The 14,398-nt window shown below is 70.1% G+C and carries 14 protein-coding genes; 5 read left to right on the forward strand and 9 right to left on the reverse strand.

What is annotated here, in order from left to right:
• Positions 1-153: 153 nt before the first annotated feature.
• Positions 154-714: a GNAT family N-acetyltransferase gene (locus ACFXOM_RS20790; RefSeq protein WP_384936615.1), complete on the forward strand. Its 561-nt coding sequence runs from the start codon at positions 154-156 to the stop codon at positions 712-714.
• Here the strand turns inward: ACFXOM_RS20790 and ACFXOM_RS20795 are convergent.
• The 8 genes from ACFXOM_RS20795 to ACFXOM_RS20830 form a co-directional block, all read right to left on the reverse strand.
• Entirely contained in the window at positions 704-2,470 is a 1,767-nt protein-coding gene (locus tag ACFXOM_RS20795) for a type VI secretion protein (RefSeq protein ID WP_385038727.1), read from the reverse strand. The two genes, ACFXOM_RS20790 and ACFXOM_RS20795, sit on opposite strands and share 11 nt — an antisense overlap.
• A 1-nt stretch (position 2,471) precedes the next feature.
• Entirely contained in the window at positions 2,472-3,875 is a 1,404-nt protein-coding gene (locus tag ACFXOM_RS20800; protein WP_384936621.1) for an ATP-binding protein, read from the reverse strand.
• 11 nt (positions 3,876-3,886) lie between these two features.
• The gene (locus ACFXOM_RS20805) at positions 3,887-5,440 is read right to left on the reverse strand and encodes an SCO6880 family protein (protein WP_384936624.1); all 1,554 of its coding nucleotides are present in this window, start codon (positions 5,438-5,440) and stop codon (positions 3,887-3,889) included.
• Positions 5,437-6,771 carry a hypothetical protein gene (locus ACFXOM_RS20810; protein WP_385038730.1) on the reverse strand — a complete coding sequence of 445 codons (1,335 nt, stop codon included), beginning with the start codon at positions 6,769-6,771 and terminating at the stop codon, positions 5,437-5,439. The genes ACFXOM_RS20805 and ACFXOM_RS20810 overlap by 4 nt, the downstream gene beginning before the upstream one ends.
• A complete protein-coding gene (locus ACFXOM_RS20815) occupies positions 6,761-7,588 on the reverse strand; it encodes a hypothetical protein (RefSeq protein ID WP_385038732.1) in 828 nt (275 codons plus the stop codon). Before ACFXOM_RS20815 ends, ACFXOM_RS20810 begins: the two co-directional genes overlap by 11 nt.
• A 192-nt stretch (positions 7,589-7,780) precedes the next feature.
• A complete protein-coding gene (locus tag ACFXOM_RS20820) occupies positions 7,781-8,089 on the reverse strand; it encodes a hypothetical protein (RefSeq protein ID WP_017945892.1) in 309 nt (102 codons plus the stop codon).
• A 385-nt stretch (positions 8,090-8,474) separates the two neighbouring features.
• A complete protein-coding gene (locus ACFXOM_RS20825) occupies positions 8,475-8,612 on the reverse strand; it encodes a hypothetical protein (RefSeq protein WP_384936632.1) in 138 nt (45 codons plus the stop codon).
• Positions 8,613-8,754: 142 nt separating this feature from the next.
• On the reverse strand, positions 8,755-9,546 hold the full coding sequence (locus ACFXOM_RS20830; protein ID WP_384944430.1) for a thioesterase family protein: 792 nt from the start codon (positions 9,544-9,546) through the stop codon (positions 8,755-8,757).
• A 517-nt stretch (positions 9,547-10,063) separates the two neighbouring features.
• Between ACFXOM_RS20830 and ACFXOM_RS20835 the strand changes: the two genes are divergently transcribed.
• The 4 genes from ACFXOM_RS20835 to ACFXOM_RS20850 all read left to right on the forward strand — a co-directional run bounded on the left by ACFXOM_RS20835 (position 10,064) and on the right by ACFXOM_RS20850 (position 13,756).
• The gene (locus tag ACFXOM_RS20835; RefSeq protein WP_384936987.1) at positions 10,064-11,074 is read left to right on the forward strand and encodes an NlpC/P60 family protein; all 1,011 of its coding nucleotides are present in this window, start codon (positions 10,064-10,066) and stop codon (positions 11,072-11,074) included.
• Positions 11,075-11,320: 246 nt separating this feature from the next.
• The gene (locus ACFXOM_RS20840) at positions 11,321-12,037 is read left to right on the forward strand and encodes a phosphatase PAP2 family protein (protein WP_384936636.1); all 717 of its coding nucleotides are present in this window, start codon (positions 11,321-11,323) and stop codon (positions 12,035-12,037) included.
• A 609-nt stretch (positions 12,038-12,646) separates the two neighbouring features.
• On the forward strand, positions 12,647-13,474 hold the full coding sequence (locus tag ACFXOM_RS20845; protein ID WP_384936639.1) for a hypothetical protein: 828 nt from the start codon (positions 12,647-12,649) through the stop codon (positions 13,472-13,474).
• Between the two features lie 99 nt (positions 13,475-13,573).
• Positions 13,574-13,756, forward strand: coding sequence for a hypothetical protein (locus ACFXOM_RS20850; protein ID WP_384936641.1), 183 nt, complete (start codon positions 13,574-13,576; stop codon positions 13,754-13,756).
• A gap of 134 nt (positions 13,757-13,890) precedes the next feature.
• Here the strand turns inward: ACFXOM_RS20850 and ACFXOM_RS20855 are convergent, their stop codons facing one another.
• On the reverse strand, positions 13,891-14,241 hold the full coding sequence (locus tag ACFXOM_RS20855; RefSeq protein ID WP_384936644.1) for a metal-sensitive transcriptional regulator: 351 nt from the start codon (positions 14,239-14,241) through the stop codon (positions 13,891-13,893).
• Between the last annotated feature and the right edge of the window lie 157 nt (positions 14,242-14,398).

Raw genomic sequence — 14,398 nt, forward strand, 5'->3', positions numbered from 1 at the left:
ATTGTTGGCCTCAACCCCCGGACTTTGTTCGGGGGTTGAGGCATTTTTGCGTTGTATACCCCCGTCGACCGACCAGTCCGGGACTACCCCGCGTTCAAGAGCCCTGCGTAGGGGGCTCTGCGTAAGGGGCTCTGCGTTCTAGAGTTGATGTTCATGAATTACGTCATCCGGCCCGTGCGGCACGACGAGTGGGAGAAGGTCCGGGAGATCCGGTTGGCTTCCCTCCAGGATCCGGCGGCACCGGTCGCGTTCCTGGAGACGTACGAGAACGCCGTGGCGAAGCCCGTGGAGTTCTGGCGCGACCGTACGGACACCGCGGCCGAGGCCGCCACGGTGTGCCAGTTCATCGCCGAAGACGCCGCAGGGCGCTGGCTGGGCACGGTGACGGTGTTGGTCGAAGGTCCGGCCAATGATGTTGCCTACGGTGAGGCGGCGGCCGTGAACCAAGCCCATCTCGTGGGTGTCTACGTACGCCCGGAGGTCAGGGGAACGGGTCTGGCCGAAGAACTGTTCCGAGTAGCAGTCGACTGGTCGTGGTCGCTGGAGGCCCCCCCGATCGAGCGGGTGCGGCTCTACGTCCACGAGAAGAACCCGCGGGCTGAGGCGTTCTACCGCAGGATCGGGTTCCTGCCGACCGGTGCCAGCACCCCGGTGCCCGCCGACCCGACTGCACGTGACGTCGAGTACGAACTGCGCCGCGGGCTCAGCCGCTGAGAGAGGCGCCCGGCCAGCGTGCCCTGCCCTGTTCCCGGGAGCGCAACAGTGCCAGGGTCGGCATTCCCCGTTCCTGACCGCTCCTCAGCAACTCCGGGAGGCGGGGAATCGGAGCGACGGCCGCGACGTCGTCGAGCACGAGACTGAGTGGTGGGTCGAGCCGACCGGCGGATGACCGTTCGGCCACGCGGCGGCCGCGCTCGACCACGCTTGAGGTGAGGGCGGTCAGCAACGGCATCGCGCCCGGGCGGGTACGCGGGTCCTCGATGGATTCACCCACCACATAAAGGGTGCCCCCTTCGTTCGCAAATGATTCCAAGATGAGTGAGTCTGCTCGATTTGGATTGCAGGCGTCACGGATGTGGATCGAGGAGAGGCATGAGAGGGTACGAGCCGTCAGTTCCTGTGCGATCTCTCGGCGTTCGGCGTGTGCGGTGAGGGCGGACTCCAGGAGACCAGCCGTGCCGGCGGCGGCCTCGGGGTGGGTGCGGAGGATGCGCACCGGCTCGTGAGCACCGTTCCCCTGTGCCCACCGGTGGATCTGCTTGAAGGGACGTCCGTCGACCGCGGCGGCGTGGAGCCAGCAACGCAGCAGGGTCTCGGCGGTGTCGGCCACGGCTTCGTCGAGACGTGAGTGTGGGCGGACCGGCGCGAACAGGGCTGCGGCACGGGCGGTGGCCGTGTCCGGGTCCGTGCAGCCGGTCGTGGGCGACCAGTGGAGGCGGGCCGGGGTGTCACAGAGGTGTCCGGGGTCGTAGACCAGGACCGGCCCCAGCTTCGACCGGGCGTCCTTGGTGTCCGTCCATACGGCGGGGTCCGAGGTGACCACGACGGTCGGGCCTGCCGCCTCGTGGACGGCCCGGACGGCCGAGGGATGACGGGTCGCCCGATCGCCGTACAGGACGCGGGGCGCGACGGGCACGGCGGAGGGCGCGGGCACGCGCCCCCGCTCGACGTCTGCAGCGGTACGGGCTGCCGGGGCGTCCGCAGCACGGTCCCGATGCGTGGTGACCAGTGGGGACGCAGAGACCGGGACGCCCGTTGCCACGTACGAGGCACCGGACGCGGAGCGGTCGACGGCCGCCGGATCGCCGGGGCCGGTTGCGTCGCAGGCAAGGGACGGATCCGGCCCGCCGGCTGACGGGCTCAGTGCCTGGGGGCGGGCGGGACGGGGGGCGTCGTCCGGTGCGGGGCGCCCGTTCCGCGAAGCGTCGGGCGCGGGCAGGGCCGTTGCGTCACCGTACTCGATGCCGGCACCGCTCCCGGTCTCCGACTCCGCGGGCGGGGGCCCTGGCCTGGACGTGTGCTTCCGGACCGGCCGCACGTCGGCGGATCGTCCCCGGACGCGCCGCGACGCCCTGACCGCTCGCCAGCGTGCGAGGGTACCGAGCGCGAAGACCGAGAGGACGACCAGGACCATGAACTGGCCGATCAGCAGCCCCCAGAAGAGTCCGTAACCCGACAACTGCTCCGGCGGCGCGGTGGGCCACGCCGCCGGAATGTCGTGCGGCTGGGAGACGAGACTGCGCATGGCGAGCGGGGTGTTCGTGAAGGTCACCCCGTCCGGCCAGGACCCGTGGGTGAAGAGGCCAGCCAGGCCGGTGGCCGTCCAGACCAACAGGGTCAGGCCGAGGAGGAAGGCCAGGACACCCACGAGGAGGCCGTCCGGAATGCCTCGCTGCCCCTGCTGGTGGCTGTGGGGGGACGGGCGGGGATCTCTGTGCTGCCCGTGGTGACGGGGCTGTTCGCCGGACATCTCAGGCCACCGTCGGCTCGGAGGACGCGTCCATCTGCTGTTGTTCGATGAGGGCCGCGCGCTGCTCCGCCTCCCGTTCCGCGGCTCGTACGTCGTCGGGCAGCGAGGACTCCGTCATCGCCCGGTCCGTGTAGACGAGGGGCCGCTCGGCTTCCGTCACGAGGTGTTTGACGACCTGGACGTTGCCGTTCACGTCCCACACCGCGATGCCGGGGGTCAGCGTCGGAATGATCTCGACGGCCCACCGCGGGAGCCCCAGGACCCGCCCGGTCGCCCGGGCTTCGTCCGCCTTCTGGGCGTAAATGGTCCGCGTGGACGCCATCTTGAGGATCGCCGCCGCCTCCCGGGCGGCCGCTCCGTCCACGACGTCCGACAGGTGGTGGACGACCGCGACGAAGGACAGGCCGAGACGCCGCCCGAACTTCAGCAGCCGCTGGAAGAGCTGTGCCACGAAGGGGCTGTTGATGATGTGCCAGGCTTCCTCGACCAGGAAGATGCGCTTCTTGCGGTCCGGACGGATCCAGGTGTGTTCCAACCAGACGCCGACGATGGCCATCAGGATCGGCATGGCGATCGAGTTGCGGTCGATGTGGGACAGGTCGAAGACGATCAACGGGGCGTCGAGGTCGATCCCGACGGAGGTGGGGCCGTCGAACATGCCCCGCAAGTCACCGTCGACCAGCCGGTCCAGGACGAGGGCGACGTCCAGACCCCAGGCCCTGACGTCGTCTATGTCGACGTTCATCGCTTCCGCCGAACCGGGTTCCGGATGGCGGAGTTGCTCCACGATGTCCGTCAGGACGGGCTGCCGCTCGGTGATCGTTTCGTTGACGTACGCGTGGGCGACCTTGAGCGCGAAGCCGGAGCGCTCGTCGAGACCGTGGCCCATCGCGACCTCGATGATGGTCCGCAGGAGCGCGAGCTGACCGGTGGTGGTGATCGACGGATCGAGCGGATTGAGACGGATGCCGCCGTCGAGGGCCGCCATCGGGTCGAGCCGGATGGGGGTGATGCCCAGCTGCTCGGCGATCAGGTTCCACTCGCCGACCCCGTCCTCGCCCTGGGCGTCCAGGACGACGACCTGGCGGTCGCGGAAGCGTAGCTGGCGCAGGACGTAGGTCTTCTCCAGCGCCGACTTGCCGTTGCCGGATTCGCCGAGCACCAGCCAGTGCGGTGCCGGGAGCTGCTGTCCGTACAGCTGGAAGGGGTCGTAGATGTAGCCCTTGCCGCTGTAGACCTCACGGCCGATGATCACGCCGGAGTCGCCGAGGCCCGGTGCCGCGGTGGGCAAGTAGACGGCCTGGGCCTGACCCGTCGAGGTGCGGACGGGCAGCCGTGTCGTCTCGACCTTGCCGAAGAGGAAGGACGTGAAGGCGTCGGTGAGGACGGACAGCGGATCTCGCATCACACAGGCCCCTATCGGCGGATGCCGGTCGCGAACGGCAGCGTGTTCACAAAGGCCCGGTGGTGCTCGCGGTCGCACCACTCCAGCTTCAGGTACGACTTGCCCGCTGAGGCCCTGATCGTGCGCTTGTCCCTGGCCAGGGCTTCGGGCGTACGCGACGACACAGTGATGTACCCGACGAGGTTGACGCCTGCCGCGCCGCTCGCCAGATCTTCACCCCGCTGGTCGAGCCGGCCGTGGGCGGCGATGTCACGCGGGTCGACCGTGCGGTTCATCTTGGCCGCGCGGCTCGCTTCCGCCTCGTCGTTCGTCTTCTCGGTCAGCATCCGCTCGATGGCGATTTCGGTCGGTTCGAGGTCCATGCAGACCGCGACGGTGCGGATCACGTCCGGGGTGTGGACGAGCAGCGGTGCGAGGAAGTTGACCCCGACGGGGGTCATCGGCCACTCCTTCACCCACGCGGTGGCGTGACACCAGGGGGCGCGGGTGGACGACTCCCGGGTCTTCGCCTGGAGGTAGGTGGGTTCCATCGCGTCCAGCTCCGCGGGCCAGGCGTTCCGCTTCGTCATCGCCTGGATGTGGTCGATGGGGTGGTCCGGGTCGTACATCGAGTGCACGAGGGAAGCGAGACGGCTCTGCCCGAGTGGCTGGCGGACGCGGATGTCGGCCTCAGTGAGGCGGGCGCAGATGTCCGTGAGCTCACGCGCCATGACGACGGCGAGTCCGGCGTCCTTGTCGAGCTTCTTCGCCCCCGATGCCTGCCGGGCGGCGCGTGCCATGGCGTGGGCCTCGGCGGCCAGTTCGCGGGAGTAGTGCATGCAGGCGACGAGGTAGGCGCGGTGCTGCTCGCTGGAAGTGGACACCATCGACTGGAGCTGGTCGTAGGAGTCCCGGAGCCAGGTGGGCGCCTTCTTGTCGCCGCGCTGGGCGACGTCCTTGGCGTGGGCGTCGGGGTCCGCGGGGAGGGTGCGGGCGAGCATCTGGAGGCGGGTCACGAAGCCGTCGCCGTTGGCCACGTGCTTGAGGAGAGTGCCGAAACGGTCCACCAGGGCTTCCTGGTCCTCGCTGTCGCGCAGACCCACGCCCGGGCCCTCGATCTCGATGGCAGCGGTCACCGTACGGCGGTCCGCGTGCAGCAGGACGGCGATCTCGTCCGGCCCGAAGGGCGCCGCCAGCCAGCTGATCCGCCCGATGCCGGGCGGCGGCCCGACCTCGACCTCCCGGCCGTCGAGGCGGGTGCCGGACTCCATGGCCGGGGAACGGTACACGGTGCCCTGCCGCAGGGCGCGCTTGTAGCTGCGGTTGATCTCGAACCAGCGGTAGAAGGTGCGCTGCCGGTACGGCACGTACACGGCGGCCAGCGCGAGCACCGGGAAGCCCATGAGCAGCACGATCCGCAGGGAGAGGGTGGGGACCAGCAGCCCGCTCATCATGCCGAGGAACGCGCCGGCGATGATCAGGGCGATCTCGCCGGTCTCGCGGTTCTTGCCGACGATCGCGTTCGGCCGGGCCCGGCCGATCAGATACGTACGCCGGGGCGCGATGGGCTGGGACTGCGTCGTCAATGCCCTCGACCTCCTGTGCTTCCTGTGCCGGCGTTGTTGCCGGTGCTCTTACGGTTCGTGTGCGGGGTGCCGCCGCCGCTGCGGGGCGGAGGCGCGGAGGAGGCGGGGCCGCCGCCTTGGCCGCCGGCCCCTCCGCCTGCAGCGCCGCGCGAGCTGTGGGCGGCGACGCCGCCGCTGACCGGGCTGGCGGGAGCGGGTGGTGTGCCGGCCCCGCCCTGCTGGTGGCTGCGGCTGCTGTGGGTCTTGATGCCCTGGGAGACGAGGGCGGCTGGGGAGCTGATGACGGCGGCAGCCTTGTTCTCTGCGCTGTTCTGGATGCGGTTGTTGCGGGACGCGGCGATCTCGTCGCCGAAGCCGGGAACGAAACGGTAGATCATGGCGGAGGCGAAGATCGCGAGCAGGATGATGGCGAGTCCGGTGACGACCGCGGAGAACGCGTCGGGTCCGTCGTCGGTCGACAGGGCGCCCGCGAGCCCGAGAACGATGACGATGACCGGCTTGACCAGGATCACGGCGATCATGATTCCGGCCCAGCGGCGCACGTGTCCCCACATGTTCTTGTCGACGAGCCCCGAGTAGACGACGACGCCGAGCAGGGCGCCGACGTAGAGCAGGACGGCCCTGATGAACAGCTCCAGGTAGAGCATCCCCGCGGCGACGATCGTCACCAGCGACACGACGATCAGCATGATCGGCCCGCCACCGATGGCGTCCCCCTTCTTGAGCGCCTCCTTGAAGCTGCCGAAGAAGACGTCCGTCTGGCTGCCGGTACCGGAAGCGATCACGTCGGTGATCGAGTCGGTCGCGGAGACGAGGGTGTAGAGGATCAGTGGGGTGAAGGCCGAAGCCAGGACCGTGAGCCAGAGGAACCCGATCGCCTCGGAGATCGCGGTGGACAGCGGGACGCCGCGGATGGCGCGCTTGGCGACGGCGAGCAACCAGAGGAGCAGGGTGAGGAAGGTGGCTGCGGCGAAGACGATGGCGTACTGGCTGAGGAAGTGGTCGTTGGTGAAGTCGACCTGGGCGGTGGACTTCACGGCCTTGGAGAGGGTGTCGACGACCCAGGCGGCGGCGTCGGCGCAGCCGCGGGCGAGGGCGGTCAGGGGGTCGAGGGCGGTGGCGGGGTCGTCGAGTGTTGGCGCCCGGCGCGCGGCGCCGCCGGCGTCACCGCTCTCGCAGTAGTCCCTGGCGGGGCCCCTGACAAGGTCGCAGGGGTTGTTACTACCGGTGGGACTGGGCGTCGGTGCTGCAACGGCTTGCGTGGTCAGTGCCTGGATGGCGATCAGCAAGACGGACAGGGCGAGCGTGTGGTGACGTCGTTTACCGGGCATAGCTGAACCCCCCGAACTGTTCCACCGCATCGGCCATTTCCTTGGCACCGGAGGCTCTTTGGTCCCGCCCGACAGGAACGGGGCCGTCCTTCTGCACGTGGTCTGTGACCTTCCAGTCCCCATTGGTCCACTTCAGCTCGTACGTCGTCGTGTACCAGCTCTCGGAGACAGGATTCTCGGAGCTCTCTCCCGCAAGCCCGAAGAGGGACGAGTACCAGACGGCCACGGTGGCCGTGTCACCGCTGAACTTCTCCACTTTCGTGCCAGCTGGGATCACCCGTGAGATGAATGCCTGCCCGTCAGGCGCGGTACCGTCTTCGCGAAGGCCGATACGGGTCAGGAATCCTTTGTCGGAATAGACCCTGTCGAGGTCACTCTGGCGCGTTGTTGCGACCGAGGGGGCATACACGGTGCTCACGATTTCGTGGCGGCGTGCAGCCTGGTACATGTCGGCGGAGCCCAGCGGAATCGCGTAGTTCGCCGCCGCGCTCTGCGCGCCTTGCTCGTCGTGCGCGTATCCCGTCGGGATCGCCCCGGTCCGCCCCTTCACGGGCCGTACCCCGGAGGGTGCCGTCGGCGCGGCGTCCTTCGCTCCCGCCGCTGCACCGGAGGCGGTGCTGGAGCCGCCGCCGCGGTTGGCGAAGGCGATCGCCGCGATGAGGAGGACCACCACGCCCACCACCATGGTGAGGGATCTCGAGTTGCGCGTGGGGCGGCGAGCACCTCCGTAGACGTCGCCGGTGCCGCCTTCGGGGAGGCGGGTGCGGGTCTGGCCGGTGCCGCCGACGCTGCCGCCGCTCTCGTCGTCGTAGCTCATGCCGCGTGCGCCCCCTCTGCCGTGTGCGATGCCGCTCCGTCGTACGACGGTAGCCGTACTGGTCTCCGTGCGGGCGGGGTGTGGTGACTCGACATCAGAGAGACGCAACCTCTGCCGGTGGGCGCGACGGACGGGTGGTGTCGGAGGCGGACGGGTGAGATGGATGACGGTGTCGGGTGTCTGACGGCGAGGTCAGACGGCCATCCCGTAGACGATGGTGAAGAGTGTTCCGAGAGACCCGATGATGAAGACGCCGGTCAGTCCGGCGACGATCAGGCCCTTGCCCTGCTCCGCGCTGAAGGTGTCCCGGAGGGCCGTTGCGCCGATGCGCTGTTTGGCCGCGCCCCAGATCGCGATGCCCAGGCAGAGCAGGATGGCAACGGCCATCACGACCTCGATCATCACGCGGGCCTCGTTCCCGAGGCTCCCGAAGGGCCCCCAGTTCGGGGCGATTCCACCGATGATGGTGGTGATGTCACCCTTCTCAGCCGCCAGGTACATATAACTCACCGCCCCTGTTGGGTAGTTGTCCGCCTCCGCCCCACGGCACAGGCCATCGCTCTATCTTCGCTGATGAAGCCGCCCTGGTGCGCCGACTTGGCGGCTCTCTTTACCCGATCCCCGCACGTATGACCGATCGGGTGTCTCTCGTCTGCCGCGGCGCGGGCCGGATCTCATGTGAGGACGCGTAGTGTCGCTCTGTGTATCACGCTGCGTGACTCCGGGCAATGACTATCGTTGTGGCACCCAAGGGCTGAAAAGGCGCATCGGGGGCACGGGGGAGCAGGGGTGCCCGCAGGGGGCCCCGGTCGGGGCCGAGTCGGAGCGGGGAAGGCGCAGGGGCGGCACCGGAGTCCGGTGCCGCCCCTGCCCGAATGCCGGATGGTCAGCGGTTGGTGACCATGTATCCGAGCAATGCCACGGCCACGGCGATGAGCGCAATGACCGTCACGGCGGCGAAGGTTCCCCCGGCGTCGCCACTGCGGCGTGACGTCGTGTTCCCCGCGTTCTGCACGTTCTCCACTTGTTGCTCCTGTGTTGCTCGCCCCGTCGTGGTCATCGACGGGGGTGACTCCAGCCTTCCTGGCTGTGTGACACAGAGTAGCGGTATCTGGTCCAGACCAGTTATCCGGGGGTGGGGGCGGTCGCGCGCGGAGTGCGGGGTGTCAGCGCGGGGCGACGAAGAGGCTCTGTGCGCTGCGCCCGATCGGGCCCTTCTCGTCGTGCAACTGTGCGTCCGCCAGGCCGATGCCGGCCGGGTCGACGCTCGTGCGCGCCTCGACGCACACCCATTCGCCCACCGGGTGGCGGTGCAGATGGACCGTCAGGTCGGGATTGATGAACAGGTGCTGTTCGAAGTCGAGGACGTTGCTGATGCCGTTCCCCGAGTCCGCGGCGACCAGGACGCGATCGAGCGGGCGGGTTTCCTCGCCGGCGACGAGGGGCAGTCGCATCCGCATCCAGCAGGTCCCCGGTCCCGTCTCGCGGAACGCCCCCTCGGCGAACCGGGTTTCCATCGCGGTGTGGTACCCCGTCTCCCAGGGGACGGGGAAGAACGGGGTGGCGGCGGTTTCGCCCGGGGACGGCAGGAGGGGGCCGGGTGCGATCGCGGGGCCGGGATCCTCGGTCGTTCGGATGCGCAGGGCCCTGGCCAGCATCACGGGTGCCTCTCCCTCGGGGGCGAGCGACGCCTCGACGATTTCCACGCTCCGACCGCCGCGCAGCACCGTGGTCCGCACCTCCAGGGGGCTGATCGGGACGGGGCGCATGATCTCGAACGTGATGCGGCTGACCCGCATGTCCGTGCGGGCGCCGGGGCGTTCCTCGATGGCCCTGCCCAGGAGTGCGGCGGGCGGTCCGGCGTGCTGGGAGTCCGCGTCCCACGGGCCGCGTGTGTGTTCGGTGGGTGAGAAGCGGTGCTCGGAGTGCCGCTCGAAGAACGCCTGGGGTTCCGCCATGACGGCTGCCTCCGCTTCTGGTGCCTCACAAGGGTGCACCATCCACGCTACCCGTGAGTAACCAAGAGAGGAAGGGTGGTGTGGTCGCCGAGGCCGTCCCCCGTCGGGGGCGTGGTGGCTTCGATCCCGTCGGGACGCCCGTCCTCCCGGGCTGCCTCCCTGCCCTTCGCCTCCTCGTCACCCGGCCGTGCTCCGTCCCGTCGACTCCCTGGCCTCCGCTGCCGCATTCCCGGTCCGCGGCCTTCCTGCAAGCGTGGGCGCGTCCCGGGCCCGAGCGGTCCGGCCCCGCGCCCGCGTCCCGCTCCGCGATGCCGCCCCGTGGAGGGCACCCCGGCGCGGCGGTGCCGATGGCGCGCGCTCGGACATGTGCGACCTGCGGTCGGTGGCGCGTCCACTCCAGTGGGGCGCGCGCTCGTCTCGACGCGCTGCATGTCTCCTCGTGTGCGCCCCCTCAGGCGGGCACTCCCGACCTAGACTGACCAACGATGGACTGCCGTACGAAGAAGGGTGGTTGACGGTGCGTAAGGCATGGCTGGTCGCGGGTGCGTCGATCGGTCTGTGTCTGGGATTCGTCGCACTGCTCGTCGTGGGAACGTACTCCGCCGCCGCAGGGCTCGCCGCCCGCGGGGCCAACGGGGCCGTGGGGCTGGCCAAGGGTGCCGTTCCCGCCCTGTACCGGCCGCTGGTCGAGAAGTGGGGGAACCTCTGCCCGGCGCTCAACCCGGCGCTGCTCGCCGCGCAGCTCTACCAGGAGAGCGGCTGGAACCCGCGGGCGCAGAGCGCCGCCGCAGCGCAGGGGATCGCGCAGTTCATCCCCGGTACCTGGGCCACGCACGGCGTCGACGGGGACGGGGACGGGGACCGGGACGTGTGGGATCCGGCCGACGCGATCCCTTCGGCGGCGTCGTACGACTGCGAGCTGGCCCGGTACGTCAAGAAGGCGTCCGGTGACCGCACGGACAACATGCTCGCGGCGTACAACGCCGGGGCGTACGCGGTCATCAAGTACGGCGGGGTGCCCCCGTACCGGGAGACGCAGAACTACGTGAAGGTCATCCGGACGCTGGAGCAGAGCTTCGCCCGCCCGGTGGGGCGGGTGGCGCCGTCGCGGCAGGCGGCCGGCGCCATCTACTTCGCGCAGCAGAAGCTCGGCACGAAGTACTTGTGGGGCGGCAACGGAACGCCCGAGCAGGGCGGGCGGTTCGACTGCTCGGGTTTGACCCAGGCCGCCTACCGGACGGTGGGGATCGAGCTGCCGCGGGTGGCGAACGACCAGTACAACGCGGGGCCCCATCCCTCGCGCGACGAACTGCTCCCCGGCGACCTGGTCTTCTTCTCCGACGACCTGACCAACTCGCGGGCGATCCGGCACGTGGGTCTGTACGTCGGGGGCGGGTACATGATCAATGCGCCGTACACCGGGGCCGTCATCCGCTTCGACAAGATCGATACCCCCGACTACTTCGGTGCCACACGGGTCACCAAGGACGGGGCCGCCGCGCTACCGAAACCCGCGCAGGGTGCTTGACCACGAGCTGACGAGGCGTCGGCCGTGGCTGGAACTCTCCGTAAAGCAACGGCCCTGAGCTGCGACGATGCATCACTCTTCGATAACGTCATGGTGATCGTTCTGTGGAGGAAGGAACGGACCGGCTGAGCGGGTCGTTCCCTGGATCGGAGCAGTACGCACAGACCGCACCGACCACGGGGGTTCGGCAAGGCGGCGCACACGGGCGTGCGCCGCGGCAGGCAACAAGGCAAGGGGCCGCAGCAGATGGCTGGACTCGCACTGGACGGGGCGAATCCCGATGTGGGTCTGCTCTACGACATCAACGGGCTGGCCCGGTCCGCGCCGACGTGGTTCGACCGGGTCATGGAGTTCGTCGGCGAGTACGGGATCATGATCGCGATGGTCCTCGTGGTGCTGTGGTGCTGGTGGAGCGTGCGTCGGCGCGGCACGGCCGAGGACTCCGTCGGGGCGGTCACCGCGCTGGTCTGGGCGCCGCTGGCCGCCGGTATCGCGCTGCTGGTCAACATCCCGATCCGCGGGTTCGTGGAGCGACCGCGCCCCTTCGTGGACCACCAGGGGCTCGAGGTCCTGGTAGCGGGGAAGACCGACTTCTCCTTCGTGAGCGACCACTCGACGATCGCCATGGCCCTCGGCGTGGGACTCTTCGTCGCCGACCGGCGCTTCGGCCTCGCCGCCATTGGCCTGGCACTGGCGGAAGGGTTCTGCCGCGTCTACATGGGGGTCCACTACCCGACCGACGTGGTCGGCGGGTTCGCGCTCGGCACGGCCGTGACGCTGCTCCTCGCCCCGCTCGCCCTCGCGTTGCTCACCCCGGTCGTGTCGGCGGTCTCCCGGTCGGGGGCCGCCGGGTGGCTCGTACGGTCGCGGCGGGTGCCGACCCGGGAGCGGCAGCCCGAAACGCTGGGCATCCCCGAGCCGCGGCCCGGTGCGAACCCCGGGCCGAACGACCTGGCGGCGTAGGCGCCCCCGGAGGACCGCCGGAGGGCGCGGACGGCACGGGGTGACGGCGTCCGCGCGACGGGCGCGTCCGGCGATGGCGCCGGGGGCAATTCCGAGGGCGTCGCGACCGTGGCCGGGGCTGCTGCCGAGCAACGTCCGCCGTTCGCCGGGAGGCGGTCCGCGGGAAGGGTCCGCGGCAGGTGGCCCCCGCGAGTCCGGGGGCGGAAGTCCGGGGTGCGGGCCGAACGGGCGTCAGCTCGGCGTTCGTTGGGTGATCAACCCGTACGCACCGGACTCCGGCGAGGTCCCGGGCCCGGCGGTCCGTTGCTCATCGCGCGTATGACGGCCGCCCCGTCCTGCGGCGCCCGTCGCCTCCCCCGGTCGCTGCCGCCCGCGGAGGCACGCGGGCCGACACGTTCAGGGGGCCGGGCTCGTCGACGCGTGCGATGCGGCGTCCTCGCGCGCACGCTCCCGGGAACGCCTGGCCGGACCCGTCCAGCCACAGCTGCAGCGTGCGAGGGCGAAGGAACCGCGTTCGATGGTGCTCGTGTGGTGGGCGGACGTGCGCACCCTTCCACGGTACCGGTCGTTATGCGGTGCAGCGGCAAGCGTGTTGGGGGTTGGCTGGCGATGGTGGTGCAACAGCACAGGCTCAAGGGCGGCGCGTGTGCCGCAGCCGTCGCGGTGGGGGTGGCCGCGACGGCCGGCTGTTCGGCCGGCGGGGCCACGCTGGCCGACGCCCGGCCCGCCCGCGACGCGGTCGTCACCGTGCGCGGGGCCGCGGACATCCTGGCCGCCGCCGGTACGGCGAAGACGCGCACCGCCATGGAAACGGCGACCGGAGGGACCCGCGTGACCATCCGGGGCGAGGGCGGATACGACTTCCGCCGGGCCACCGGCCGCCTCCGGGTGGTCCTCCCGAAAGACCCCGCCGGCGCGAGCGAGCACCTGCCGATCACCGAACTGCTCGCCCCCGGCGCGCTCTACATGAAGGACCGTGGTGCCGGCGTTCCTCCCGACAAGTGGGTGAGGGTCGACACGACGACCCTGGAGGACGGCAACCTCGTCACCGGCGGGGCGACGGATCCCGCGGCCGCGGCGGAGTTGCTGCGCGGCACGCTGAGCGCGACCTTCGTCGGGCACGAGGAGTTCGCCGGGGTGAGGGTCGCGCACTACCGCGGCACCGCGGACATCGCACACGCCGCGAAGGCGGCGACCCCGCGGGTGCGCGGGGCGCTCGCCGCGGCGGCGAAAGGGTTCGCCAAGGACAGCGTGGCCTTCGACGCGTACTTCGACGAGGCGGGACGACTGCGGAAGGTGCGCCACGTGTTCAACTTCGTGAACCAGGGACGTACCGTGGCCGTGTCGTCCACGACACTGCTGTACGACTTCGGCTCGTCCGTCGTCGTGCGACTGCCGGACCGGTCGGACATCTACGCCGGGCGGATCCGCGTCTAGGCAACACGCTGTCGGTAAATGGTCCGGACGTGCCATGCGCGGTGTGTGTCCCGCTCCCTACGCTAGGAAGTCAACACCGGCCGGAAGAGGTGAAAGCACGTGGCCCCGCCCAGTGCGCCGACAGTCCAGGACCACCTGGCCCTCGCCGAGATCGAGCTGTGTGGTGAGCTGATGATCGCTGCGTCGGCCGCGGATGGGGAGATGCTCAGCGCGGACCGTATCGACGAGGTGCTGAACGTGCACGTGGGGGGACCCGGCCGTGAGGGCGCGGGGAGCGGCTGACCGGTCGCCGCTGGGGCGGCACCCCGACCCGTGGACGGGCTGGTCTGTGGACCGCGTCGACCGCGCCGTGAACCGCGTCGATCCATGAACCGGATCGGTCGGGGGCGGTGCCGGGCACCGCCACCCCGCGACGCTCAGGTGCGGAGCATGCGGGCGATCGCCTTCGTCGCCTCCTCGACCTTCGCGTCGATCTCGTCGCCGCCCTTGACGGCGGCGTCGGCGACGCAGTGGCGCAAATGCTCCTCCAGCAGTTGCAGTGCGAAGGACTGCAGTGCCTTGGTGGAGGCCGAGACCTGGGTGAGTATGTCGATGCAGTACGTGTCCTCGTCGACCATGCGCTGCAGCCCGCGGATCTGCCCCTCGATCCGGCGCAGCCGCTTGAGGTGCTCGTCCTTCTGCTTGTGGTAGCCGTGGACGCCCTGGTCGTGGCCGAGGGCACCAGCGTCGGCGGCCGGAAGTCCGCCGGCCGTCTCCGTGGTCGTCATCGCGTCCTCCCGTTGTCCTGTCCGGTATACCCCTCGTGGGTATATGGTACCGATCCCTGGCGGTTCGGGCAGGGCCCCGTGCTGATCACTGTCCCTCATGGGCGACACTGAGAGACGCCGGTTAGCCGTGGCCGGATGATGCACCTAGCATCAGCCT

The sequence above is a fragment of the Streptomyces sp. NPDC059169 genome, assembly GCF_042755225.1.
Lineage (GTDB): Bacteria > Actinomycetota > Actinomycetes > Streptomycetales > Streptomycetaceae > Streptomyces.